The 24,229-nt window shown below is 67.9% G+C and carries 21 protein-coding genes; 13 read left to right on the top strand and 8 right to left on the bottom strand.

Annotation, left to right across the window (positions count from 1 at the left end; genetic code table 11):
* Window positions 1-5: 5 nt before the first annotated feature.
* Genes htrA through tatB form a run of 3 tightly spaced genes read left to right on the top strand, consistent with a single transcriptional unit; the run spans window position 6 to window position 2,124 of the window.
* Window positions 6-1,520 (top strand): serine protease HtrA, encoded by a 1,515-nt coding sequence (gene htrA, locus AC5Y47_RS01260; RefSeq protein ID WP_499941216.1) that lies wholly within the window; start codon window positions 6-8, stop codon window positions 1,518-1,520.
* Complete coding sequence (locus AC5Y47_RS01255; protein ID WP_499941214.1) at window positions 1,520-1,738, top strand: 2-isopropylmalate synthase; 219 nt, start codon at window positions 1,520-1,522, stop codon at window positions 1,736-1,738. Before htrA ends, AC5Y47_RS01255 begins: the two co-directional genes overlap by 1 nt.
* Entirely contained in the window at window positions 1,738-2,124 is a 387-nt protein-coding gene (tatB, locus tag AC5Y47_RS01250; RefSeq protein ID WP_499941212.1) for a Sec-independent protein translocase protein TatB, read from the top strand. The genes AC5Y47_RS01255 and tatB overlap by 1 nt, the downstream gene beginning before the upstream one ends.
* 78 nt (window positions 2,125-2,202) lie before the next feature.
* Here the strand turns inward: tatB and AC5Y47_RS01245 are convergent, their stop codons facing one another.
* From AC5Y47_RS01245 to AC5Y47_RS01225, 5 genes are all read right to left on the bottom strand, one after another.
* Complete coding sequence (locus AC5Y47_RS01245) at window positions 2,203-3,354, bottom strand: Mrp/NBP35 family ATP-binding protein (protein WP_499941210.1); 1,152 nt, start codon at window positions 3,352-3,354, stop codon at window positions 2,203-2,205.
* A 43-nt stretch (window positions 3,355-3,397) separates the two neighbouring features.
* Window positions 3,398-4,900 carry a lytic transglycosylase domain-containing protein gene (locus tag AC5Y47_RS01240; protein WP_499941208.1) on the bottom strand — a complete coding sequence of 501 codons (1,503 nt, stop codon included), beginning with the start codon at window positions 4,898-4,900 and terminating at the stop codon, window positions 3,398-3,400.
* A 129-nt stretch (window positions 4,901-5,029) separates the two neighbouring features.
* Window positions 5,030-5,572, bottom strand: coding sequence for a DUF1003 domain-containing protein (locus AC5Y47_RS01235; protein ID WP_499941206.1), 543 nt, complete (start codon window positions 5,570-5,572; stop codon window positions 5,030-5,032).
* Window positions 5,569-6,879, bottom strand: coding sequence for a magnesium transporter MgtE N-terminal domain-containing protein (locus tag AC5Y47_RS01230; RefSeq protein WP_499941204.1), 1,311 nt, complete (start codon window positions 6,877-6,879; stop codon window positions 5,569-5,571). Before AC5Y47_RS01230 ends, AC5Y47_RS01235 begins: the two co-directional genes overlap by 4 nt.
* Window positions 6,880-6,963: 84 nt before the next feature.
* The gene (locus AC5Y47_RS01225; RefSeq protein ID WP_499941203.1) at window positions 6,964-7,494 is read right to left on the bottom strand and encodes a DUF4190 domain-containing protein; all 531 of its coding nucleotides are present in this window, start codon (window positions 7,492-7,494) and stop codon (window positions 6,964-6,966) included.
* A 170-nt stretch (window positions 7,495-7,664) separates the two neighbouring features.
* Here AC5Y47_RS01225 and AC5Y47_RS01220 point away from each other — a divergent pair, with 170 nt between their 5' ends.
* Genes AC5Y47_RS01220 through AC5Y47_RS01195 form a run of 6 tightly spaced genes read left to right on the top strand, consistent with a single transcriptional unit; the run spans window position 7,665 to window position 13,049 of the window.
* Window positions 7,665-8,189, top strand: a complete 525-nt coding sequence (locus tag AC5Y47_RS01220; RefSeq protein WP_499941201.1) for a YflT domain-containing protein — start codon at window positions 7,665-7,667, stop codon at window positions 8,187-8,189.
* 17 nt (window positions 8,190-8,206) lie between these two features.
* The gene (locus AC5Y47_RS01215; RefSeq protein ID WP_499941199.1) at window positions 8,207-9,601 is read left to right on the top strand and encodes an extracellular solute-binding protein; all 1,395 of its coding nucleotides are present in this window, start codon (window positions 8,207-8,209) and stop codon (window positions 9,599-9,601) included.
* Window positions 9,598-10,485, top strand: coding sequence for a carbohydrate ABC transporter permease (locus tag AC5Y47_RS01210; protein ID WP_499941197.1), 888 nt, complete (start codon window positions 9,598-9,600; stop codon window positions 10,483-10,485). Before AC5Y47_RS01215 ends, AC5Y47_RS01210 begins: the two co-directional genes overlap by 4 nt.
* Window positions 10,475-11,314 (top strand): carbohydrate ABC transporter permease, encoded by an 840-nt coding sequence (locus tag AC5Y47_RS01205; protein ID WP_499941195.1) that lies wholly within the window; start codon window positions 10,475-10,477, stop codon window positions 11,312-11,314. Before AC5Y47_RS01210 ends, AC5Y47_RS01205 begins: the two co-directional genes overlap by 11 nt.
* An 8-nt stretch (window positions 11,315-11,322) precedes the next feature.
* Window positions 11,323-12,495 (top strand): ABC transporter ATP-binding protein, encoded by a 1,173-nt coding sequence (locus tag AC5Y47_RS01200; RefSeq protein WP_499941193.1) that lies wholly within the window; start codon window positions 11,323-11,325, stop codon window positions 12,493-12,495.
* Window positions 12,492-13,049 carry a suppressor of fused domain protein gene (locus tag AC5Y47_RS01195; RefSeq protein WP_499941191.1) on the top strand — a complete coding sequence of 186 codons (558 nt, stop codon included), beginning with the start codon at window positions 12,492-12,494 and terminating at the stop codon, window positions 13,047-13,049. The genes AC5Y47_RS01200 and AC5Y47_RS01195 overlap by 4 nt, the downstream gene beginning before the upstream one ends.
* 11 nt (window positions 13,050-13,060) lie before the next feature.
* Here the strand turns inward: AC5Y47_RS01195 and corA are convergent, their stop codons facing one another.
* Window positions 13,061-14,161: a magnesium/cobalt transporter CorA gene (corA, locus tag AC5Y47_RS01190; protein WP_499941189.1), complete on the bottom strand. Its 1,101-nt coding sequence runs from the start codon at window positions 14,159-14,161 to the stop codon at window positions 13,061-13,063.
* Window positions 14,162-14,302: 141 nt separating this feature from the next.
* Here corA and AC5Y47_RS01185 point away from each other — a divergent pair, with 141 nt between their 5' ends.
* The 3 genes from AC5Y47_RS01185 (at window position 14,303) to AC5Y47_RS01175 (ending at window position 17,401) form a co-directional block, all read left to right on the top strand.
* The gene (locus AC5Y47_RS01185; protein ID WP_499941187.1) at window positions 14,303-15,292 is read left to right on the top strand and encodes a malate dehydrogenase; all 990 of its coding nucleotides are present in this window, start codon (window positions 14,303-14,305) and stop codon (window positions 15,290-15,292) included.
* 61 nt (window positions 15,293-15,353) lie between these two features.
* Window positions 15,354-16,535, top strand: coding sequence for an NAD(P)-dependent malic enzyme (locus AC5Y47_RS01180; RefSeq protein ID WP_499941414.1), 1,182 nt, complete (start codon window positions 15,354-15,356; stop codon window positions 16,533-16,535).
* A 53-nt stretch (window positions 16,536-16,588) separates the two neighbouring features.
* On the top strand, window positions 16,589-17,401 hold the full coding sequence (locus AC5Y47_RS01175) for a glycine betaine ABC transporter substrate-binding protein (protein ID WP_499941185.1): 813 nt from the start codon (window positions 16,589-16,591) through the stop codon (window positions 17,399-17,401).
* Window positions 17,402-17,553: 152 nt separating this feature from the next.
* Here the strand turns inward: AC5Y47_RS01175 and AC5Y47_RS01170 are convergent, their stop codons facing one another.
* A complete protein-coding gene (locus AC5Y47_RS01170; RefSeq protein WP_499941183.1) occupies window positions 17,554-18,384 on the bottom strand; it encodes an SDR family NAD(P)-dependent oxidoreductase in 831 nt (276 codons plus the stop codon).
* A 163-nt stretch (window positions 18,385-18,547) separates the two neighbouring features.
* Between AC5Y47_RS01170 and AC5Y47_RS01165 the strand changes: the two genes are divergently transcribed.
* Window positions 18,548-20,284, top strand: coding sequence for a PE family protein (locus tag AC5Y47_RS01165; protein WP_499941181.1), 1,737 nt, complete (start codon window positions 18,548-18,550; stop codon window positions 20,282-20,284).
* A gap of 149 nt (window positions 20,285-20,433) precedes the next feature.
* On the opposite strand, the gene AC5Y47_RS01160 is transcribed toward AC5Y47_RS01165, so the two are convergent.
* Entirely contained in the window at window positions 20,434-24,207 is a 3,774-nt protein-coding gene (locus AC5Y47_RS01160) for a multifunctional oxoglutarate decarboxylase/oxoglutarate dehydrogenase thiamine pyrophosphate-binding subunit/dihydrolipoyllysine-residue succinyltransferase subunit (RefSeq protein ID WP_499941179.1), read from the bottom strand.
* Window positions 24,208-24,229 lie beyond the last annotated feature (22 nt).

The following is a 24,229-nucleotide window of genomic DNA, read 5'->3' as shown; positions in this document are numbered from 1 at the left end:
GAACCGTGACCTCCGACGAAGGCAACAGCAAGGGGCAGGACACCGAACGGCTTGCGCCGCGCCCCATTTACCGGCCACCGGTCGACCCGTCCTCCCGTCAGACGTTCGCCCGCCCGACCGGACTGCAGGGATCTTTCGTCGCCGATCGGGTGCGTCCGCAGAAGTACCGGGAACAGTCGGAGTTCCGGCCGCACGATCGACCGGCCGACCCGGTGTTGGCCGATGCGTTCGGTCGGCCCTACGGTGCCACCGAAACCCTGCAGCGTCATCCCATCGACGCCGCCGCGATGGCCGCGGAGAAGAACGGCGACCAGGCCGACGAGCCCGACGATCCGTGGCGTGACCCTGGCGCCGCCGCAGCGTTGGGCACTCCCGCACTGCCCCCGGTCGTCAGCCACGCCGAGTTGCGGCACAGCGGCAAACTCGGCGTCCGCGACGTGCTGTTCGGTGGCAAGGTGTCCTACCTGGCGCTGGCGGTATTGCTGCTCATCGCGCTGGTGATCGGCGCGCTCGGCGGGGTGATCGGTCGCAAGACCGCCGAGGTGGTCGAGGCATTCACTACCTCGAAGGTGACGTTGTCGACCGCGGGCAACACCGAAGAACCGGCCGGGCGGTTCACCAAGGTGGCTGCCGCCGTCGCGGACTCCGTGGTGACCATCGAGGCGAAAAGCGACCAGGAGGGGATGCAGGGTTCGGGCGTCGTCATCGACGGCCGTGGCTACATCGTCACGAACAACCACGTCATCTCTGAGGCCGCCAACAACCCCAGCCAGTTCAAGATGACCGTGGTCTTCAACGACGGCAAGGAAGTTCCCGCCAGCCTGGTTGGCCGCGACCCCAAGACCGACCTGGCCGTGCTGAAGGTCGACAACGTCAACAACCTGAGCGTGGCCCGGCTCGGCGACTCCAACAAGGTGCGGGTCGGCGACGAGGTGATCGCGGCCGGCGCCCCGCTAGGACTGCGCAGTACCGTCACCCACGGCATCGTCAGCGCGCTGCACCGCCCGGTGCCGCTGTCGGGCGAGGGTTCCGACACCGACACCGTCCTGGACGCCATCCAGACCGACGCCTCTATCAACCACGGCAACTCCGGCGGTCCGCTCATCGACATGGACTCTCAGGTGATCGGTATCAACAGCGCGGGTAAGTCGTTGTCCGACAGCGCAAGTGGACTCGGCTTCGCCATCCCGGTCAACGAGATGAAACTGGTGGCCGAGACGCTGATCCGGGACGGCAAGATCGTGCACCCGACGTTGGGCATCAGCACCCGCTCGGTGAGCAACGCGATCGCCTCGGGTGCACAGGTGGCCAACGTGAAGGCCGGCGGCCCCGCGCAGAAGGGCGGGATCCTGGAGAACGACGTGATCGTCAAGATCGGCGGGCGTAAGGTCGCCGACTCCGACGAGGCCGTCGTGGCGGTGCGGCAGCTGACCATCGGCCAGGACGCGCAGATCGAGGTGGTCCGCGAGGGTCGTCCGGTCACCCTGACCGTCAAGCCAGACCCCGACACGAGCTCGTGATGATCGCAAGCGCGGCGCAGCCGGGCGCTGCGGGTCATCACCATCCGACCGTGATGATCGCGAGCGCGGCGCAGCCGGGCGCTGCGGGTCATCACCATTCGACCGTGATGATCGCAAGCGCGGCGCAGCCGGGCGCTGCGGGTCATCACCATCCGACCACCGTGATGATCGCAAGCGCGGCGCAGCCGGGCGCTGCGGGTCATCACCTTCTAATCTGATGTTCGCCAACATCGGCTGGGGGGAGATGCTGGTCCTCGTGGTGGTCGGGCTGGTCGTACTCGGACCCGAGCGCCTGCCCGGCGCCATCCGCTGGACCACTGGCGCCCTGCGGCAGGCCCGCGACTATCTGAGCGGCATGACCAATCAGCTGCGCGAGGACATCGGGCCCGAATTCGACGACCTGCGTGGGCAACTCGGGGAGCTGCAGAAGTTGCGGGGTATGACGCCGCGGGCCGCGCTGACCAAGCACCTGCTCGACGGCGACGATTCGATATTCACCGGCAACTTCGACAAGCCGGTCAGCACGCCGGAACCGGCACCCGCGCCGGAGGCACCCGCATCGCCGAAACCCGAACACACCCCGTTCGACACCGACGCCACCTAGCCAACCCGCTGAGCAGACGGAAAAGCGCCCTATTTCCGCAGGAAATGGGCGCTTTTGCGTCTGCTCGCGCGGGGACAGTCAGCGACGAGTCGGGTCCAGTCCCAACGACATTCCGGCCAACCCCCGCCGACGCGAGGACAGACTGTCGGCGATGCGGCCCAGTTCCTTGCCCACCGCGGAGTCTGGCGCATCGAGCACCGCGGGCACACCGGCATCCCCGGCGGCGACCAGAGCGGGATCCAGCGGGATCTGACCCAGCAGCGGCACGTCTGCCCCCACCGCACGCGAGAGCCGCTCGGCCACCTGCCGGCCACCGCCCTCACCGAAGACGTGCAGCGTGCTGCCGTCCGGCAGCGTCAGTCCGGACATGTTCTCCACCACGCCGACGATCCGCTGACGGGTTTGTATCGCGATGCTGCCGGCCCGTTCGGCGACCTCGGCGGCGGCCGCCTGCGGCGTGGTCACCACCAGGATCTCGGCGTTCGGCAGCAACTGGGCCAACGAGATCGCGACGTCACCGGTACCCGGCGGCAGGTCGAGCAGCAGCACATCCAGGTCACCCCAGTACACGTCGGCCAGAAATTGCTGCAGTGCCCGGTGCAGCATCGGCCCGCGCCACACCACCGGCGTGTTGTCCTGGGTGAACTGCGCGATCGAGATGACCTTCACCTCGTGGGCGATGGGCGGCAGAATCATCGACTCCACCTGGGTGGGCCGGTCCGTGGTGCCCATCATGCGGGGAATGGAGTGGCCGTGGATGTCGGCGTCGAGCACGCCGACGGACAGACCACGGGCGGCCATCGCCGCGGCCAGGTTGACCGTGACGGTGGATTTGCCGACGCCGCCCTTGCCGGACGCGACGGCGTATACCCGGGTCAGCGAGCTGGGCTGGGCGAACGGGATGACCGGTTCGGCGGCGTCGCCGCGTAACTGCTTGCGCAGCTCGGTGCGCTGCTCATCGTTCATCACGTCCAGGCTGACCCGTACCGCGCCGGTGCCCGGGACGTCGGCGACGGCCTGGGTCACCCGCTCGCTGATCTCCGACTTCTTCGGGCAGCTGGCTGTGGTCAAAAGGATCGTGACGTGCACACTGCGGTCGGGCTCGACGTCGATGCTCTTGACCATGCCGAGCTCGGTGATCGGGCGCCGCAGTTCGGGGTCGATCACCTTGCCCAGGGCGGCACGGATCGCGGCGGTCAGATCAGCGGTGTCATCTCGGGTTTCGGACATCACCGCCGAGTGTAGGCGGCGCGCAGCACCTGCTATCGAACGGTCAGCTGACCGGTGCGAGTGCCGGCTCACCCGGGGCCGGCGGGCTGGGCTGCTGCGGACCTGCCGGCTTGGGTGACGGGGTGCCGTTGGCGGGCCTCGGCGCCGCGTTGGCCGGAGCCGGGGCAGCCGGGCCTGCGGGCGCGGGTGCGGCGGGCGCCGGTGCCGCGGGCGCCGGTGCGGCGGGGGCAGGAGCGGCCGGTGGCGGGGCAGCAGGGGCAGGAGGCGCCGCCGGAGCGAACGGCAGTGCCGGCGCGGCCGTCGGCGGGGCGAACGGGTCCTGGAACGGCGGAGCCGCCGGGGGAGCCGCCGGGGCAAGCACGATGCCGCCGTTGGGTATCGGCGCCATGCCGGGCTGGACACCCTCGGGTGTCTGGGAGTTGATGCAGATCAGCGTGCATCCCGGCGTGGCCGCCGGTACGGGTGCCGGCTGCTGAGCGGGCGGCAACCACGGCCATATCGGTGCCTGCGGCTGCTGGTACAGGTTGGCGTACTGCGGGATGACCTGCGGCTGCCCGAAATCGATCAGCGGCATGTGCTGGCCCAGCGGGTCGTTTACGCCCAGGCCGGTGACGTTGAGCGGCAGGTTCGGCCCGAGGCCTTCCGGGTGCTCGAGGTGCGCATCGCCGATCGGTGGTGGCGGTCCGGTGATCGGCGGCAGGTCGACCGGGACCACACCGGTGGCGTACGCGGCGGCCCAGCCCAGCACGTTCTGGGCGTAGGACATCGAGTTGTTGTAGCGCAGGATCGCGGACATCACCTGCGACGGGTCGCGTAGGTTGAGTCCGCCGCTGCACAGGTAGCGGGCGGCGGCCAGCGTCGCATCGAACAGGTTCTGCGGGTCGGGCACGCCGTCGCCGTCGCCGTCGACGGCGTAGCGCGCCCAGGTGCCGGGCAGGAACTGCATCGGCCCCATGGCCCGGGCGTACTGCACCCGGTTGCCCTGGTTGCTCTGGACGATGACCTCGTTGCCGGGCAGCGTGCCGTCCAGCGCCGGCCCGTAGATGGGGTTCGTCGCGGTGCCGCGGGCGTCGGTGGCGCCGCCGTTCGCATGCATGGACTCGATGCGCCCGATGCCCGCGAGCAGGTTCCAGCTGACCCCGCAGCCCGGGACCGCGCCGGCCATCTTCTGCTCGGCGTTGCGGTAGGCCGACAGCGCCATGATCGGAATACCAAGCGTGCCAGGCGAATTGACGACCGTCGGCGGAGGCGGGGCGGAGATCGTGGCGGCGGCGACGTGGAAGCTGGTCGGCACCCGTTGCACCGAGATGACCGTCGGACCGGACAGGTCGACGTGCGGTGCCGGGCCTACCGCCGCAACTGGCGCGATTGCCGCGCGGGTCGGCATCTTGCCGTGGCCGGAGGGCGCGGCGCCGCTGACCGCGCCGGCGAAAATCAACGGGGAGATCATCACCACGCCGAACACCGGCGTCCTGGTAACGCGAACAACCCCCTGCCGCACCTTCGCGACGGCTGGGCCAACTCCCCAGCGTCCCCCTACGCGCACCTCGACCGTCCTCAAATTCTGTGAGCCGCCGGGAAAACTGACCTCTTTGTTACCTGCTTGTTAGCTTCGTGAACTAGATCACCATACATAACTCTCGTGACGGGAGTTGCGCAATGGTTCAGTTGTTTCTCAGCTGGATTTCTTAGCCCGGCGCTCGGTTCCCTCGGGTACGCGTAGCGGCCCGGAATTGGCCGGCGGCACCTGCAAATCCGCCAGCATCGTGCGCAGACTCTCCAGCTCATGGCGCAGGTAGTCGCGGGTGGCCACCTCACCGACGGCCAGGCGCAACGCGGCCAGTTCGCGGGCCAGGTATTCGGTGTCGGCCTTGGTTTGGGACGCGCGGCGACGATCTTCTTCGAGTGCGACCCGGTCGCGGTTCTCCTGACGGTTCTGGGCCAACAGGATCAGTGGCGCCGCGTAGGCCGCCTGGGTGGAGAACGCCAGGTTCAGCAGAATGAACGGGTAGGGGTCCCATCGCCAGCGCACGGCCCCCAAGTTCAGCGCTATCCAGATCAGCACGAACACCGTCTGCAGCAGCAGGTAGCGACCGGTGCCGAAGAACCGCGCGATCGACTCGGTGATCTGCCCGACGGCCTCGGGGTCCAGCCGCGGCGTGAACCTGCGCGACGTGCGGGGGGTGTACAGCCCGCGCGGGGCCGAGGACTTGCTCACAGCGACGATCCCTCGGTGCGCGCCGGCCGGCCGGCGGGATCGAGCTGGGGCACGTCCACCCGCCAGTCATGCGGCAGCAGATGGTCCAGCACGTCGTCGACGGTCACCGCGCCCAGCAAATGACTCTGGTCGTCGACCACCGGTCCGCACACCAGGTTGTAGGCGGCGAAATAACGGGTTACCGCGGCCAACGGCGTCTCCGGGGTGAGAGTGAGCAGGTCGGTGTCGACGATTCCGCCGACCAGTTCGGCGGGTGCCTCACGCAGCAGCCGCTGCAGGTGTACGCAGCCCACGTAGTGGCCCGTCGGCGTCGCCGTCGGCGGCCGCGCCACGAAGGCCATCGAGGCCAGGGCGGGAGTCAGGTCGGGGTCGCGCATCCTGGCCAGCGCCTCGGCGACCGAGGTGTCGGCGGTGAGCACCACCGGATCGGAGGTCATCAGCCCGCCGGCGGTGTCAGGGGAGTGCTTGAGCAGCCGTCGCACCGGGTCGGAGTCGTCGGGATCCATCCGGGTCAGCAGGACCTCGGCATCGGTCGGATTCAGCACCCCGAGCAGGTCGGCGGCGTCGTCGGGATCCATCTCTTCCAGCACGTCGGCGGCCCGGTCGGTGCCCAGCTGGGACAGCACCTCGGCCTGGTCGAGTTCGGGCAGTTCCTGCAGGATGTCGGCCAACCGTTCGTCGTCGAGGGCTTTGAACACCTCGTAGCGGCGTTTGGACGGCAGGCCGCGGATCGCGTCGGCGACGTCGACCGGTTTGCGGCCCTCGAAGTGGTCCAGCAGCTGTGCCACCCCCTGGCCCGGCATCGCCAGGGCCGACGGCGTCAGACCGTGCACGTTCTGCCAGTCCACGACGTGCACCGGCCCGCGCCGGCGCAGCCGGCGATGGGTGCGAACGGCAACCCGACTGACCACCCAGTCCCGGGTTCGGGTCTGCTCGATGCCCAGGTCGGCCACCACGAGGTCCAGGCCGGCCAACTCCGGCAGGTCGGGGTCGTTGACCCTGACCTGAGTGTCGAGCACCTGACCCATGGCCAGCACCTCGCCCGGTCGCTGCTCGAAGTGGCGCAGCGACACGTTTCCGGTGCTCAGCGTCACCGCGTTGGGCTCGATCGCGGCCACCCGCAGCATCGGGATGAATATGCTGCGTCGGGTCGCCAGGTCGACGACCAGTCCCAGTACCCGCGGCTGCGCACGCACGATGCTGATGCCGATGACGACGTCGCGTACGCGCCCGAATGATTCCCCGAGTGGACCCAGCACCAACATCCGCGGCAGGCGCGCCACGTACACCCTGTTGACAGATCCCATAGGACAGAGCGTAGGAGCGCGACCGGTGATCACGCTGCCCGAGGTCGTCCTAAGCCCCGCGCCCCGGTCGGGGAGGACGTCCGATCAGCGGCTGGATGCGACCAGGAAGATGAGGACGCCGACGGCGGTCAGGGCCAACGTCGCGCCGCCGACCGCGATGCCGGCGATGGCCATCCCGCGCCCCGCCTGGCGAGTTTGCTTGATCTGGTTGAGCGCGACGATCCCCAAGACGACGCCCGTGATATCCAGCAGCACGCCGATGTAACACAGCAGCATCGCGGGTAGCCCGACGACCGAGGTGGCGAGCGATGCGATCGCCAAGCCGTTCGTGCCGCTGGGGGTGCCGTAGTACGGGTCGCCGCCCATGGCCGGACCCGGATATTGCGGGTAGCCCGCAGCCGGATAGGCAGGTGGCGGGGGTGGCGGTGGAGCGGGGGAATACGGCACGCTGCCGTAGCTGGGCGGCGGGGGCGGCGGAGAGTAGCCGCCGGGGTAGGGGGGTGGGTAGCTGGAAGGCGGTGGTGACGGTGGTGGCGACGACCCCGGCACCGCCCATTGGGTCTGGTCGAATGGACCCGACCCGTAGGCCGCGCCGTCGTCACGGGGACCTGTCATGGTGACCGACTCTACCTCGGTATGCGCCGAAAAACGCGGCGCTGGCCAGGTGATATGCGAGGAACTTCGGGGTCCCGGACGGGTGCCGGCGACCTGCCTGCATAGTGCTGAGGTCGGGGACGTGAAACGATGGTCGGGCAGATGGCGGGCAGGAGGAAGTATGAGGACCGATGACTAGCCCATTCCAGCCCGGACAGCCCGACCCGGCGGCGGGCGGCGGGCCCGCGGGTCGGCGCGCTGTGCCCGCCTTGCCGACACCGCCCAAAGGCTGGCCGGTCGGGTCGTACCCCACCTACGCCGAGGCGCAGCGCGCCGTGGATTACCTGTCCGACCAGGAATTTCCGGTCCAGCAGGTGACCATCGTCGGCGTCGACCTGATGCAGGTGGAACGCGTCACCGGTCGCTTGACCTGGGGCAAGGTGCTGGGCGGCGGCGTGCTCAGCGGTGCGTGGCTGGGCCTGTTCATCGGGCTGGTGCTAGCCGCCTTCAGTCCACAGCCGCTCGGCGCAATTTTCACCGGTTTGGTCGCCGGTGTCTTCTTCGGGTTGATCACCTCGGCGGTGCCGTATGCGATGGCGCGCGGAACCAGGGACTTCAGTTCGACCATGCAGTTGGTGGCCGGGCGGTACGACGTCCTCTGCGATCCGCAGAACGCGGAGAAGGCGCGGGATCTGCTGGCGCGTCTGGCGATCTGACACCGGGTCCGAAAGCCTTGCTGTTGCGGCGTTGGGGGGCGACCGCGCTGGCCGCACTGATCGCAGCATCGGTGGTCTCGGCCTGCGGTTCCCGAAGTTCCGGTGTGGTCATCAGCTTCTACACGCCGGCCACCGACGGGGCGACGTTCGCCGCGGTGGCGCAGCGCTGCACGGCCCAGGCCGGCGGCCGGTACCGCATCGCGCACGTGAGCCTGGCCAGGTCACCCGACGAGCAACGCCTGCAGCTGGCCCGCCGCCTGTCCGGCAACGACCACACCCTGGACGTTATGGGGCTGGACGTGGTGTGGACAGCGGAGTTCGCCGAGGCGGGGTGGGCGCTGCCGCTGTCGGATGATCCCGCGGGCCTGAGCGAGTCCGACGCCACCGTCGACACCCTGCCCGGCCCGCTGAGAACCGCGACCTGGAACCGGCGACTCTATGCCGCACCGGCGATCACCAACACCCAATTACTGTGGTACCGACCGGATTTGGTGCGACAGCCGCCGCGCGACTGGGCGGGGATGGTGGCCGAGGCGACACGGCTGCACGCGGAGGGCAAGCCCAGCTGGATCGCGGGCCAGGGCAGCGAGGGCGAAGGGCTGGTGGTGTGGTTCAACACGCTGCTGGTCAGCGCCGGCGGTCAGGTGCTGTCCGAGGACGGCAAACGCGTCACCCTCACCGACACCCCTGAACACCGGGCGGCCACCGTGACCGCGCTACGGATCATGAAATCGGTGGCGACGGCGCCCGGCGCCGACCCGTCGATCACCCGCAGCAACGAGAGCAGCACCAGGTTGGCGGTCGAGCAGGGGAAGGCCGCGCTCGAGGTCAACTGGCCCTACGTGCTGGCCTCGATGCTGGAGAACGCGGTCAAGGGCGGTGTGCCGTTCCTGCGCCTGGACCGTGTTCCCGAGTTGGCCGGCAGCATCACCGATCTCGGAACCTTCGCCCCCTCCGACGAACAGTTCCGCATCGCGTACGAGGCCAGCCGCGAGGTGTTCGACTTCGCGCGATATCCCGGCGTGGCCGGACGGCCGGCAAAGGTCACGATCGGCGGCCTGAACCTCGCGGTGGCCGGCACCACCCGTCATCGCGCCGAAGCGTTCGAAACGGTCCGGTGCCTGCGCGACCTGGCCAGCCAGAAGTACGTCGCTATCGACGGGGGCCTGCCGCCGGTGCGGACGTCGCTGTACTCCGACCCGCGGTTCCAGGCCAAGTACCCGATGTACGGCGTCATCCGCCAGCAACTCACCGATGCCGCGGTGCGGCCGGCGACACCGGCCTACCAGGCGGTTTCCATCCGGCTGGCGTCAGCGCTGAGCCCCATCACTGCGATCGATCCCGACCGTATGGCCGACGAACTGGTCGTGCAGGTGCAGAAGGCCATCGACGGCAAGGGCCTGCTGCCATGACCACACTCGGCGGCGAGCGGCGGCTGGCCTACCTGCTGGTGGCCCCCGCGGTGACCCTGATGCTGGCCGTCACGGCCTACCCGATCGGCTACGCGATGTGGCTGAGTCTGCAGCGCAACAACCTCGCCTCGCCCGACGAGACCGCGTTCGTAGGACTGGACAACTACCGGACCGTGCTGACCGACCAGTACTGGTGGAATGCGCTGACGGTGACGCTCGGGATCACGGTGGTCTCGGTGTTCTTCGAGTTCGTGCTCGGACTGTCGTTGGCGCTGGTGATGCACCGGACCGTGTTCGGCAAAGGGCTGGTGCGCACGGCGGTGCTGATCCCGTACGGGATCGTCACCGTGGTCGCGTCGTACAGCTGGTACTACGCGTGGACTCCCGGCACCGGCTATCTGGCGAACCTGCTGCCCGACGGCTCGTCCTTCGAAGCCCCACTGACCCAGCAGATCCCGTCGCTGGGCATCGTGGTGCTTGCCGAGGTGTGGAAGACGACGCCGTTCATGGCGCTACTGCTCCTGGCCGGGCTGGCGTTGGTCCCCGAAGACCTGTTGAGGGCGGCCGAGGTCGACGGTGCCGGCGCCTGGCGACGTCTGACGAAGGTCACCCTGCCGATCATCAAGCCCGCGGTCGTGGTCGCCCTGCTGTTCCGGACGCTCGACGCGTTTCGCATCTTCGACAACATCTACGTGCTGACCGCCGGCGACAACAACACCGGATCGGTGTCGATCCTGGGTTACGACAACCTGTTCAAGGGGTTCAACCTGGGGCTGGGTTCGGCGATCAGCGTGCTGATCTTTGGGTGCGTGGGGATCATCGCGCTGGTGTTCGTCAAGCTGTTCGGTGCGGCCGCGCCCGGAAGCGACGCCGATGGCCGGTGAACGGGTAGACGCCCGCCGCGCGGCGTTCTGGGGGATCGTCGACACACTCGTGGTGTTGTATGCGTTGCTGCCGGTACTGTGGATCTTCAGCCTCTCGCTCAAGCCGTCGTCGAATGTCAACGACGGCAAGCTGATTCCGGCATCGGTGACGCTGGACAACTACCGCGGGATCTTCCGCGGTGACCTGTTCAGCTCGGCACTGGTCAACTCGATCGGGATCGGGTTGATCACCACCGCGATCGCGGTGTTGCTCGGGGCGATGGCGGCGTATGCGATTGCACGACTGGACTTTCCGGGCAAGCGGCTGTTGATCGGGATGACGTTGCTGATCACGATGTTCCCGGCGATCTCGCTGGTGACGCCGTTGTTCGACATCGAGCGCGCGGTGGGATTGTTCGACACCTGGCCGGGGCTGATTCTGCCGTACATCACTTTCGCGTTGCCGCTGGCCATCTACACGCTCTCGGCGTTCTTCCGGGAAATCCCATGGGATTTGGAGAAAGCAGCCAAGATGGACGGCGCAACGCCGGCCCAGGCATTCATCCGGGTGATCGCGCCGTTGGCGGCGCCGGGCCTGGTGACCGCAGCAATCCTGGTGTTCATCTTCGCCTGGAACGACCTGTTGCTGGCGCTGTCGTTGACCGCCACCAAAGCCGCGATCACCGCTCCGGTGGCGATCGCCAACTTCACCGGCAGTTCGCAATTCGAGGAACCGACCGGGTCGATCGCGGCAGGGGCTATCGTGATCACCGTTCCGATCATCGTGTTCGTGCTCGTCTTCCAACGAAAGATCGTCGCCGGGTTGACCTCTGGGGCTGTGAAGGGATAGTTATCGCGATGGCCGAGATCGTGCTGGAACACGTTCACAAGAGCTACCCCGACGGGCACACCGCCGTGCAGGACTTGAGCATCACGATCGCCGACGGCGAATTCCTGATCCTGGTCGGACCGTCGGGCTGTGGCAAGACCACGACACTGAACATGATCGCCGGACTCGAGAACATCTCGTCGGGCGAGCTGCGGATCGGCGGTGAACGGGTCAACGAGAAAGCGCCCAAGGACCGCGATATCGCGATGGTCTTCCAGTCCTATGCGCTGTATCCGCATATGACGGTGCGTCAGAACATCGCGTTCCCGCTGACGCTGGCCAAGCTGAAGAAGGCTGACATCGCGGCGAAGGTCGAGGAGACCGCCCGGATCCTCGACCTGACCGCTCTGCTGGATCGCAGGCCTGCGCAGTTGTCGGGTGGTCAGCGGCAGCGGGTTGCGATGGGCAGGGCAATCGTGCGCCAGCCCAAGGCTTTTCTGATGGACGAACCGCTGTCCAACCTCGACGCCAAGCTGCGGGTGCAGATGCGCGGCGAGATCGCCCGGCTGCAGAAGCGGCTGGGTACCACCACTGTCTACGTCACCCATGACCAGACCGAGGCGATGACGCTCGGCGACCGGGTGGTGGTGATGCACAACGGCGTCGCGCAGCAGATCGGCACGCCCGCAGAGCTTTACGAACGACCAGCGAATCTGTTCGTCGCCGGGTTCATCGGCTCGCCGGCGATGAACTTCTTCCCGGCCACCCTGACGACCCTGGGGTTGAATCTGCCGTTCGGGGAGGTGGCGCTGACCCCGGACGTGCAGGACGTGATCGCGTCGCACCCGAAACCGGAGAACGTCATCGTCGGGGTGCGGCCCGAGCATATCGTCGACGCCGCCCTGATCGACGGCTACCAGCGGATCAGTTCGTTGGTCTTCGACGTCGGAGTCGATCTGGTCGAGTCGCTGGGTTCGGACAAGTACGTGTACTTCACCACCGCGGGGCCCGAGGTGCACTCGGCACGCCTGGACGAGGTGGCCGCCGAGTCCGAGGTGAACGAAAACCAGTTCGTGGCAAGGGTTCCCACCGAGTCGAAGGCAGCGATAGGCCAACCGGTCCAGCTCGCATTCGACACCGCCAAAATCGTCGTGTTCGACGCCGACTCCGGTGTCAACCTCACGTTGCCGCGTGCCGAATGACGCTGGAAGCCGTGCGCGCTCATCTGCGTGCGCATTTCGCCGACACCAAGCCGGATTCCGCGAGCGTGACTTTTCTGGGCAGCGAACCCATCGAGGTGCTGCGGTTCCGCACTGCCGGGCTGACGCATTTCGTCACACTGGGCTGCTCGCGCCATCCGATGACCGATCCGACCGAATTCGTCACCGATCAACAGCGCGGTCCGCGCGCCGAAGTGGTGCTGCGCCTGCGTGATCCAGGAACTACCGTCGGTCTGGCGCGCAGCCTGGCGGTCGTGGCGGCCACACCCGCAGTGGAAGGCATTGTTCTGGTGGCCGACGCGCTGATCGACCTCGGTAGGTCACTGTGGAAAGGGACGGCGTTCAGCGCAGTGCTTCTGGGGCACAGCGATATTGCCGATCTGCCGGTGGATCCGCCGCGCGACCCGGTGCGATTTCTTTCCGCGACGCCGATCACTGCGATCGAGGCCGCCTGGGTGCGGCTCAAGGGCGCCGAGGCGATGCGACAAACCTGGGACATCGACGGCGTCGACGTGCTGGACCCCGATCGCGCGTGACCGGGGCTGGCCTACAGCCAGCCGCGCCGGCGGAAGTTGAAGTAGAGGAACACGCAGACCACGACCATGACGCTGACCACCGACGGATAACCCCACCTGGAATCCAGCTCCGGCATGAAATGGAAGTTCATGCCGTAGATGCCGGCGACCATGGTGGGCACGGCGACGATACCGGCCCACGCCGAGATCTTGCGCATGTCCATGTTCTGCTGCATGCCCGCCCGGGCCAGCGCGGCCTGCACCAGCGAGTTCAGCATCTCGTCGTAGCTGGTGATCTGGTCGGCGGCCTCGGTCTGGTGGTCGGCGACGTCGCGCAGGTAGCGCCGCACCTCCTTGGAGATCAGGTCCTTGTTGTCCGTCTGCATCCGCTGGAACGCACCCGATAGCGGGGCCACGCAACGGCGCATCTCCACCACCTCACGCTTGAGCAGGTAGATCGGTTCGACGTCGATCGAGCGTCCCGGCGCGAAAGCGACCACCTCGATGGCGTCGACGTCGTCTTCCATCAGGCTGGTCACGGCGAGGTAGTGGTCCACCACGGTGTCGGCGATCGCGTGCATCACCGCGTACGGGCCTAGCCGCAGGTGTTCGGGGTCGGCGTCCATCTTCTTGCGGACCTCGTGCAGCCCGCCGTGTTCGCCGTGGCGGACGGTGACCACGAAATCCTCCCCGACGAAAATCATGATCTCGCCGGTTTCGACGATTTCGCGGGCCAGCGCCACCGACTCGTGCGGCACATAGTTGATCGTCTTGAGGACCAGGAACAGCGTCTCGTCGTAGCGTTCCAGCTTCGGCCGCTGATGGGCGTGCACGGCATCCTCGACGGCCAGCGGGTGCAGCCCGTAGACGTCGGCCACTTCCTGCATGTGGGATTCGTCGGGTTCGTGCAGCCCCACCCACACGTAAGCCGAGTCGCCGGCCCGTCTCAGCTCCCGCACCTTGGCCAACGCGTCAGCAGGTGCCCACTTGCCCGGCAACCGATGCCCGTCGACGTAGACGCCGCAGTCGACCAGGGTCGGGACGGTCGGACCGGGGACCGAATGAACGTGCTGCGGCTTGTTGCGCGCGACCGGTCTGAGTGCTTCGGGCAATGCGTCGAATCCGGGAAACACGTCAACCTCCGATCGCTGGGCAGGTCTGACCGGCGGTGGTCTATCGTACGCGTCTCACCGCGACAAAACGGACCGGCGGATTCGCGACGGCCCCGGTGCGATAGTTTCGACGCGAACCCGTCTAGAAGGAGCAGAACCGACGTGAGCGCAAGTCCTCTCAAGGTCGCCGTCACCGGTGCCGCCGGCCAGATCGGCTACAGCCTGTTGTTCCGTCTGGCCAGCGGCTCGCTGCTGGGCCCGGACCGGCCCATCGAACTGCGGTTGCTGGAGATCGAGCCGGCGCTCAAGGCGCTCGAAGGCGTCGTCATGGAACTCGACGACTGCGCGTTCCCGCTGCTGAGCAGCGTCGAAATCGGCGCCGACGCCAACAAGATCTTCGACGGCGTGAACCTGGCCCTGCTGGTCGGCGCCCGCCCGCGCTCCAAGGGCATGGAACGCGGCGACCTGCTGGAGGCCAACGGCGCCATCTTCACCGCACAGGGCAAGGCGCTCAACGAGGTCGCCGCCGACGACATCCGCATCGGCGTGACCGGCAACCCCGCCAACACCAACGCGCTGATCGCGCTGAACAACGCCCCGGACATCCCGAAGGAGCGGTTCTCCGCGCTGACCCGACTGGACCACAACCGGGCGATCTCCCAGCTGGCCAAGAAAACCGGCGCGGCCGTCACCGACATCAAGAAGGTGACCATCTGGGGCAACCACTCGGCCACCCAGTACCCCGACATCTTCCATGCCGAGATCGGCGGCAAGAACGCGGCCGAGGTCGTCGACGACCAGGACTGGATCGAGAACGACTTCATCCCGACCGTCGCCAAGCGCGGTGCGGCCATCATCGACGCGCGCGGCGCCTCCTCGGCCGCCTCGGCGGCCTCGGCGACCGTTGACGCCGCCCGCGACTGGCTGCTGGGCAGCCCCGAGGGCGACTGGGTGTCGATGGCGGTCTACTCCGACGGCTCGTACGACGTGCCCGAGGGCTTGATCTCGTCGTTCCCGGTCACCACCAAGAACGGCAACTGGGAGATCGTGCAGGGTCTCGAGATCGACGCATTCTCCCGGGGCAAGATCAACGCGACCACCGGTGAGTTGGCTGACGAGCGCAACGCGGTCAAAGACCTCGGCCTGATCTGACACGGATTAGGGTCGCCAGCGGCTGCGCAGTACCCTGGCAGCCGTGTCCGAAACCCTTGACATGGTGAAAAGCCTTCCCGAGCCAAGTCCCCAGGTCGTCGTCACGGACGAAGAGATCTTCGAGGCACACGAAGGCGGCAAGCTGTCGGTGGGTTTGACGGCCCCGCTGGACACCCAGCGTGCCCTGTCGCTCGCCTACACCCCGGGCGTCGCCCAGGTCAGTCGCGCGATCGCCGCGGATCGCACCTTGGCCGCGCGCTACACGTGGGCCAACCGGCTGGTCGCCGTCGTCAGCGACGGCAGCGCCGTGCTGGGCCTCGGTGACATCGGGCCGGCGGCGTCGTTGCCGGTGATGGAAGGCAAGTGCGCGCTGTTCAAGGAGTTCGGTGGGCTCGACGCGATCCCCATCGTGCTGGACACCAAGGATCCCGACGCCATCGTCGAGACCCTGGTGCGGTTGCGGCCGACGTTCGGTGCGGTCAACCTCGAGGACATCTCGGCGCCGCGCTGTTTCGAGATCGAGCGACGGGTGATCGAAGCCCTCGATTGTCCGGTGATGCACGACGACCAGCACGGCACGGCGGTCGTCGCGCTCGCGGCCCTGATGGGTGCCACCAAGCTGCTGGGGCGGGACATGTCCTCGGTGCGGGTGGTGGTCTCCGGCGCCGGGGCGGCCGGTGTCGCGTGCACCAATCTCCTTCTCGCCATGGGGGTTTCGGACATCATGGTGCTCGACTCGCGCGGCATCCTGCACCACTCCCGCGACGACCTGAACAGCGTGAAAGCCGATCTGGCGCGCCGCACCAACCCCGGCGGCCGCACCGGCGGGCTGGTCGAGGCGCTCGACGGCGCGGACGTCTTCCTCGGGGTGTCCGGCGGCGTGGTCCCCGAGGCTCTGATCGCCACCATGGCGCCCAACGGAATCGTGTTCGCGCTGTCCAACCCCGACCCCGAGATCCATCCCGACGTCGCGGCCAAGTACGCCGCCATCGTCGCGACCGGCCGCAGCGACTTCCCGAACCAGATCAACAACGTGCTGGCCTTCCCGGGGATATTCCGCGGCGCCCTCGACGTCGGGGCGCGCCGGATCACCGAGAAGATGATGGTGGCCGCGGCCGAGGCGATCTACTCGGTGGCCAGTGAAGACCTCGCGGTCGACCGGATCGTGCCCAGCCCGCTGGACCGGCGCGTCGGCGAGGCGGTCGCCCGCGCGGTGGCTCTGGCCGCGGACTTCTCCGACTGACGGTGTGGGGCGGCAGGCCGGCCGCGTTGTTGCCGGTCTTGATCCTGGTCTTCATGTCGGTTGTCACCGGCTGCTCCAGCTCGTCGACGCACCCGGCAGAACTCGTCGTCGGATCCAAGCCCGATGCCGACTCGCGCCTGTTGGCTGCCGTCTACGTCGCGGCGTTGCGGTCCTACGGTTTCCCCACCCGCGCCGAAACCGCGGAGAACCCGATGGCGAAGCTGGATGCGGGTGCCTTCACCGTGGTTCCCGGCTACACCGGCACGGTATTGCAGTCGTTGCAGCCCGGTTCCTCGGCGCTGTCCGACAAGCAGGTCTACCAAGCGATGAACTCCGCCCTGCCCGAGGGTGTGGCCGCGGGCGACTACGCCACCGCCGCCGAAGACAAACCGACGGTGGTGATCACGCCGGCGACCTCGGGTGCCTGGGGCGGCAGCGACCTGACCCTGTTGCCCGGGCATTGCGCCGGCTTGACCGCGGGCATCGTCCGGGGCCGGCAGGCGCCTGCCGCGGTGGGTTCCTGCCGGATGCCGCCGCCACGCGAATTCCCAGACGACACAACGCTTTTCGCGGCGCTTCGGGCGGGCGAGATGATCACGGCATGGGCCAGGACGGCCGACCCCGGCCTGCCGTCGGATCTGATCGCGCTGGCCGACAGCAGCAAGGAGTCCTTGATTCAGGCGCAGAACGTGGTGCCGTTGTACCGCCGCAACGGCCTGAGCACCCGACAGCTGTTGGCGATCAACGAACCCGCCGGGGTACTGGACACCGCTGCGCTGGCCGAGATGCGCCGCAAGGTGGCCGACGGCGCCGATCCCCAGGTGGTAGCCGACGGCTGGCTGGCCGAGCACCCGCTGGGGCGTTGAGTCCTGGTCGGGGAATGGGTTCAACACCGGCGGCATGATCTGATTGCCGGTCACGCCGGTGAACCGAACCTAGAGCTGTGCGGGGATATTCAGCGACTGGTGGACGTCAATGTGGCGCGCCCTCAAGTCATTTCAACGTTTCGAACGTCGTCTCAGTGTTTGGGCGGGATGACCTTACTGATGAACAGCTCGGTGATCCGCTGATACCCCGAACCGGTCACCCGCACCATCAGGTCCAAGACCTTGGCGTCGGGGCCGACCAGCACACGCGCGCGGTTCTTGCGCACCGCGTCGAGAATGATCTTGGCGGCTCGCTTCGGGCTGGTGTTGGCCAGCCGCTTGTCGAACAGTTCGGCCAGGTCGTCGCGATCGTGGCCTTCGCCCACCGTGGCGTTACGGGCGATCGCGGTCTTGATCCCGCCCGGGTGCACCGCGAGAACCCCCACCGGGTGGCCGTGCAAACGCATCTCCTGCCGTAACGCCTCGGTGTAGCCGCGCACGGCGAACTTGGCCGAGTTGTACGCGGAATACCCTGGGACAGAGAACAATCCGAAGATGCTCGAGATGTTGATGACGTGGCCGTCACCGGACGCAATCAGGTGGGGAAGGAACGCCTTGGTGCCGTTGACCACCCCCCAGAAGTCGACGTCCATCACGCGTTCGATGTCCTTGAAGTGCTCGACCTCGACGTCACCGGTGTGGCCGATGCCGGCATTGTTGTAAATCTGATTCACCTTGCCGAAGTGCTCGGCGACCTCGTCGGCGTACTCCAGGAACCGTTCCCGTTCGGTGACGTCGAGCCGGTCGGCCTTGACCTGCACCCCGATCGCTTTGAGCTGTTCCTCGGTCTGGGCCAGACCTTCGGCGTCGACGTCGCAGATCGCCAGGCTGGCCCCGGACCGGCCCAGCTCCAGGGCCAGCGCCTGTCCGATGCCCGATCCCGCGCCGGTCACTACGGCTACCTTGCCGGCAAACCCCTGCATGAACACCCTCCCTCGATACGGCTCGATAGAGGTTAGCCGGTACCGGCGGTCCCGCCTGGCAGCGGCCTGGCTATTGGGTCAAAGCCAGCACCGGCGCGGCACGCAAGCCGTACCCTTGGTACCGATTCGACCTCCGTCGATGACCGATGGTTAGGGAGTTGACGTGTCGTTTGTCGTTGCTGTTCCCGCGGCGCTCGAGGCCGCCACGACGGAGTTGGCGAGCATCGGTTCGGGAATCGCCGCGGCGAATGCCGTTGCCGCAGCTGCGACCACCGGGTTGCTGCCGGCGGCTGCCGATGAGATATCGGCGGCGATCGCAGCGGTGTTCGACGGGCACGCCCAGAGTTTCCAGCAACTCAGCGCGCAGGCGGCGGCATTCCATGCCCAATTCGTGACGGCGACACAGGCCGGTGCGGGCGCTTACGCCGGCGCCGAGGCGACCAATGTTGGTGTGCTGCAGCCCGTGCTCGACCTGCTCAACGCGCCCACCCAAGCGGTGCTGGGGCGCCCCCTGATCGGCGACGGGGTCAACGGAACGGCGACGAATCCCAACGGCGGTGCCGGCGGGATCCTGGCCGGCAACGGCGGCGCCGGTTTCACCCAAACGGCCGACGGCGCGGTTGGGGGTAACGGCGGCAGCGCCGGGCTCTTCGGCAACGGTGGCACCGGTGGTGGCGGTGGAGCCGGGGCTAACGGGGGCAACGGCGGTGCCGGCGGCATGCTGTCCGGCAATGGCGGTGCCGGCGGCCTCGGTGGGGCCGCGGCCCTCGGCGTCAACAACGGCAACCCCGGCGCCGGGGGTGCCGGCGGGAACGCCGTCTTGTTCGGCAGCGGGGGCGCCGGCGGGCAGGGCGGCACCGGTCTGGCCGGCACCACCGCCGTCACCCCGGACAACGGCACGGCCGCCACCGGCGTCACCGGCCAGGTCGCGACTCAGGTCGGCTTTACCGGAGGGACCGGCGTCGACGGCACTCTTGGTCAGGTCGGCGGCACTGGTGGGACCGGCGGGTCCCCGGATTTCCTGTACACCGGCTCGGTTCCCGGCGCGGACACCAGTGGTGGCACCGGAGGCGTCGGCGGTGTTGGCGGATTCGGTAGCGACGCTGGTGCCGCAGGCAGCGGCGGGATTGGCGGTGCCGGCGGTGTCGGGGGCAATGGCGGGCTGCTGTTCGGTAGCGGCGGGGCTGGCGGACACGGTGGCACCGGCGGCACCGGCGGCGCGGGCGGCACAGCGGCGAATGGTGGTACCGGCGGTGCCGGAGGTAGCTCCACCTCTAGGGCCAGCTTTATTGCTGTCACCGCCGTCGGCGGAACCGGCGGCACCGGGGGCGTGGGCGGCGTCGGTGGCACCGGCGGAACGGGTGGCAACGGAGGTGTCGGGGGGGCCGGCGGCCACGGCGGGCTGCTGTTCGGTGCCGGCGGTGCTGCCGGCACCGGGGGCACGGGTGGTCTCGGCGGATCCGGCGGTCTCGGCGGTGACGGCGGATCGGCGGGCAACGGCGGCACCAGCTCAGCGATCGCGACGCAGGTCGGCGAGAGATCGTTCGGCGGCAACGGAGGTCTCGGAGGCAGCGGCGGCGTCGGTGGTACGGGCGGTGCCGGCGGTGCCGGTGGTGCCGCCGGCGCGGCGGGCGAGGCAGGCTTCCTGGGCCAGGCCGGATCCAGCGGCAGCGCGGGCGCGGGTGGCGCCGGCGGTGTTGGCGGCGGCGGCGGCGACGGTGGTGATGGCGGGAAGGGCGGGACTGCGACCGGCGGCTTGGACAGCATCAAGACGCCGGGTGGCCCAGGGGGTGGCGGCACTGCCGGCGGCGGCGGCACTGGAGGTGCGGGCGGTTCCGGTTCAACCGCGGGTGCCGTCGGCGGCAACGGCGCGACCGGCAATTCCGGCGTGAGCGGCTAGCTCACGAGCGTCCGCAATCTGCCAGCCAGCGCGGTGTGTCGTCGTACAGACACGGTCGCTCGCGGTTTGGGAGCTACCCCCGTCACCGCCGAACAGACGCAAAGGTCCCCAAAACCGGCCGGTTTTGGGGACCTTTGCGTCTGTTCGCGCTAGGCAAAAGCGGTGTCGATGATCTCCTGCTGCTCCACCGCATGCACCTTCGACGAACCCGACGACGGCGCCGACATGGCACGCCGCGAGATCCGCTTGATCCCACCGAGCTTCTCCGGCAGCACCTCGGGCAGCGTCAGTCCCAGCGACGGCCACGCACCCTGGTTGGCGGGTTCCTCCTGGACCCAGAAGTACTGCTTGGCGTTCTCGTAGCGGTCCAGCGTCTCCTCGAGCCGACGGCGGGGCAGCGGCGCGAGCTGCTCCACGCGGACGATCGCGACGTCGTCGCGCTTGTCCTTGGCTTTGCGGGCCGCCAGCTCGTAATAGAGCTTGCCGCTGGTCAGCAGGATCCGGCTGACCTTGCTGCGGTCACCGTCGCCGTCCTCGTAGGTGGATTCCTCGAGCACCGAGCGGAACTTCATCTCGGTGAAGTCCCTGATGTCGCTGACCGCGGCCTTGTTGCGCAGCATCGACTTCGGCGTGAACACGATCAGCGGGCGCATCACGCCGTCCATCGCGTGCCGGCGCAGCAGGTGGAAGTAGTTGGCCGGGGTCGACGGCACCGCGATCGTCATCGAACCCTCGGCCCACAGCTGCAGGAAGCGCTCGATGCGGCCCGACGTGTGGTCGGGACCCTGCCCCTCGTGTCCGTGCGGCAGCAGCAGCACCACGGTAGACAGCTGGCCCCACTTGGCTTCGCCGGAGCTGATGAATTCGTCGATGATGGACTGCGCGCCGTTGACGAAGTCGCCGAACTGCGCTTCCCACAGCACCACGGCCTCCGGATTGCCCACCGTGTAGCCGTATTCGAAGCCCACCGCGGCATATTCCGACAGCGGGCTGTCGTAGACCAGGAATTTGCCGCCGGTAGGCGCGCCGTCCTTGTTCACGGCCAACAGCTGCAGCGGGGTGAACTCTGCGCCGGTACTGCGGTCGATGATCACCGAATGCCGTTGTGAGAAGGTGCCGCGGCGGGTGTCCTGCCCGGAGAACCGGACCAGCTTGCCCTCGGCCACCAACGATCCCAGTGCGAGCAACTCCCCGAAGGCCCAGTCGATCTTGCCCTCGTAGGCCATCTCCCGGCGCTTCTCCAGCACCGGTTGCACCCGCGGATGTGCGGTGAAGTCCTCGGGCAGCGCCAGGAACGCGTCGCCGATGCGGGCCAGCAGTGATTTGTCCACCGAGGTGTCCAGTCCGGCCGGGATCATCTGGTCGGCTTCCACCGACTCGCTGGGCAGCGCGCCGTGTTTCTCCAGTTCGCGGACCTCGTTGAACACCCGCTCCAGCTGGCCCTGATAGTCCCGCAAGGCGTCTTCGGCTTCTTTGAGCGAGATGTCACCGCGGCCGATCAGGGCTTCGGTGTAGCTCTTGCGGACGCCGCGCTTGTTGTCCACGACGTCGTACATGTAGGGGTTCGTCATCGACGGGTCGTCACCCTCGTTGTGACCGCGACGGCGGTAGCACAGCATGTCGATGATGACGTCTTTCTTGAACCGCTGCCGGAAGTCCACGGCCAACTGAGCCACCCACACGCACGCCTCGGGATCGTCGCCGTTGACGTGGAAGATCGGGGCGCCGATCATCTTCGCGACGTCGGTGCAGTATTCGCTGGAGCGTGAGTACTCCGGCGCGGTGGTGAAGCCGATCTGATTGTTGACGATGATGTGGATGGTGCCGCCGACGCGGTAACCGGGCAGGTGCGCCAGGTTCAGCGTCTCGGCGACCACGCCCTGGCCGGCGAACGCCGCGTCGCCGTGCAGCATCAGCGGCACCACCGAGAACGCCTTCGCCTCGTCGGTGTCCGACGAGCCGTGGTCGAGCAGATCCTGCTTGGCCCGCACCAGACCTTCCAGCACCGGGTCGACGGCTTCCAGGTGCGACGGGTTGGCGGTCAGCGACACCTTGATGTCGTTGTCGCCGAACATCTGGAAATACACCCCGGCCGCGCCCAGGTGGTATTTCACGTCGCCGGAGCCGTGTGCCTGTGACGGGTTCAGGTTGCCCTCGAACTCGCTGAAGATCTGCGAGTACGGCTTGCCGACGATGTTGGCCAGCACATTGAGCCGGCCGCGGTGCGGCATCGCGATCACCACTTCGTCCAGCCCGTGCTCGGCGCACTGGTCGATCGCGGCGTCCATCATCGGGATGACGCTTTCGGCGCCCTCCAGCGAGAACCGCTTCTGCCCGACGTACTTGGTCTGCAGGAAGGTCTCGAACGCCTCGGCGGCATTCAGCCGGCTCAGAATGTATTTCTGTTGCGCCACAGTCGGTTTGACGTGCTTGGTCTCAACCCGTTGTTCCAGCCAGCGCAGTTGCTCGGGGTCGAGGATGTGGGTGTACTCCACGCCGATGTGGCGGCAGTACGCGTCGCGCAACAGGCCCAGCACGTCGCGCAGTTTCTTGTATTCGGCCCCGGCGAATCCGCTGACCTTGAACACCCGGTCGAGGTCCCACAGCGTCAGTCCGTGGGTGAGCACTTCCAGGTCTGGGTGGCTGCGGAACCGGGTGCTGTCCAGGCGCAGCGGGTCGATGTCGGCCATCAGGTGACCGCGGTTGCGGTACGCCGCGATCAGGTTCATCACGCGGGCGTTCTTGTCGACGATCGAGTCCGGGTTGTCCGTGCTCCACCGCACCGGCAGGTACGGAATGCTCAGTTCGCGGAAGATCTCGTCCCAGAAGCCGTCCGAGAGCAGCATCTCGTGGATGGTGCGCAGGAAGTCACCGGATTCCGCGCCCTGGATGATGCGGTGGTCGTAGGTCGAGGTGAGGGTGATCAGCTTGCCGATACCCAGTTCGGCGATGCGCTCGGGACTGGCGCCCTGGAATTCGGCGGGGTACTCCATCGCACCCACACCGATGATGGCGCCCTGGCCGGCCATCAGCCGCGGCACCGAGTGCACGGTGCCGATCGTTCCCGGGTTGGTCAACGAAATCGTCACTCCGGCAAAGTCTTCGGCGGTCAGCTTGCCGTCGCGGGCGCGGCGCACGATGTCTTCGTAGGCGGAGACGAACTCGGCGAACCGCAACTCCTCGCAGCCCTTGATGCCGGCCACGACCAGCGAGCGCTTGCCGTCCTTGCCCTGCAGGTCGATGGCCAGACCCAGATTCGTGTGGGCTGGGGTGACGGCGTTCGGTTTGCCGTCGACCTCGGCATAGTGACGGTTCAGGTTCGGGAATTGCTTGACCGCCTGCACCAGCGCGTACCCCAGCAGGTGGGTGAACGAGATCTTGCCGCCGCGGGTGCGCTTGAGCTGGTTGTTGATGACGATCCGGTTGTCGATGAGCAGCTTGGCCGGGATGGCCCGCACGCTGGTCGCCGTCGGCACCTCCAGTGACGCCGACATGTTCTTGACGACGGCAGCAGCGGCTCCGCGCAGCACCTGCACCTCGTCACCCTCGGCGGGCGGGGGCGCGGCGGCCTTGGTGGGGGCGGCGGCCTTGGTGGGGGCCTTGGTGGGGGCCTTGGCTTCCGGCGCGGACTTGGGGGCCGGGGCACCGTTGCCGGACGCCGCGGTGCTTTTGGCCGGTTGCACCGCGGGCTTCGCGGCTTGCGGCGCGGACTTCGGTTCCGGGGCGGGTTTGTCCCTCGCGGGGGCAGGGCTGGCTGGCGCCGCGTCGCTCTGAGCGGCGTCGTCGTGAGTGGCCTCGGGGTTGTAGTCGACGAGGAATTCATGCCAGCTGGGATCGACCGAGGAGGGGTCGTCGCGGAACTTGCGGTACATCTCCTCGACCAGCCACTCGTTTTGCCCGAATGGTGAACTTATATTGGCCACGGCCGCTGTTCGCCTCAATTCT

Source organism: Mycobacterium sp. NGS22 (assembly GCF_059813095.1).
The sequence above is the reverse complement of the archived record's forward strand: the minus strand, read 5'-3'. Positions and strand labels throughout refer to the sequence as shown.

What these genes read in the sequence shown, in the direction of transcription:
- AC5Y47_RS01255 (WP_499941214.1), top strand. Translation starts at nt 1,520, where the DNA reads ATGATCGCAAGCGCGGCGCAGCCGGGCGCTGCGGGTCATCACCATCCG.
- tatB (WP_499941212.1), top strand. Translation starts at nt 1,738, where the DNA reads ATGTTCGCCAACATCGGCTGGGGGGAGATGCTGGTCCTCGTGGTGGTC.
- AC5Y47_RS01245 (WP_499941210.1), bottom strand. Translation starts at nt 3,354, where the DNA reads ATGTCCGAAACCCGAGATGACACCGCTGATCTGACCGCCGCGATCCGT.
- AC5Y47_RS01230 (WP_499941204.1), bottom strand. Translation starts at nt 6,879, where the DNA reads ATGGGATCTGTCAACAGGGTGTACGTGGCGCGCCTGCCGCGGATGTTG.
- AC5Y47_RS01225 (WP_499941203.1), bottom strand. Translation starts at nt 7,494, where the DNA reads ATGACAGGTCCCCGTGACGACGGCGCGGCCTACGGGTCGGGTCCATTC.
- AC5Y47_RS01220 (WP_499941201.1), top strand. Translation starts at nt 7,665, where the DNA reads ATGACTAGCCCATTCCAGCCCGGACAGCCCGACCCGGCGGCGGGCGGC.
- AC5Y47_RS01210 (WP_499941197.1), top strand. Translation starts at nt 9,598, where the DNA reads ATGACCACACTCGGCGGCGAGCGGCGGCTGGCCTACCTGCTGGTGGCC.
- AC5Y47_RS01205 (WP_499941195.1), top strand. Translation starts at nt 10,475, where the DNA reads ATGGCCGGTGAACGGGTAGACGCCCGCCGCGCGGCGTTCTGGGGGATC.
- AC5Y47_RS01200 (WP_499941193.1), top strand. Translation starts at nt 11,323, where the DNA reads ATGGCCGAGATCGTGCTGGAACACGTTCACAAGAGCTACCCCGACGGG.
- AC5Y47_RS01195 (WP_499941191.1), top strand. Translation starts at nt 12,492, where the DNA reads ATGACGCTGGAAGCCGTGCGCGCTCATCTGCGTGCGCATTTCGCCGAC.
- AC5Y47_RS01180 (WP_499941414.1), top strand. Translation starts at nt 15,354, where the DNA reads ATGGTGAAAAGCCTTCCCGAGCCAAGTCCCCAGGTCGTCGTCACGGAC.
- AC5Y47_RS01175 (WP_499941185.1), top strand. Translation starts at nt 16,589, where the DNA reads ATGTCGGTTGTCACCGGCTGCTCCAGCTCGTCGACGCACCCGGCAGAA.
- AC5Y47_RS01170 (WP_499941183.1), bottom strand. Translation starts at nt 18,384, where the DNA reads ATGCAGGGGTTTGCCGGCAAGGTAGCCGTAGTGACCGGCGCGGGATCG.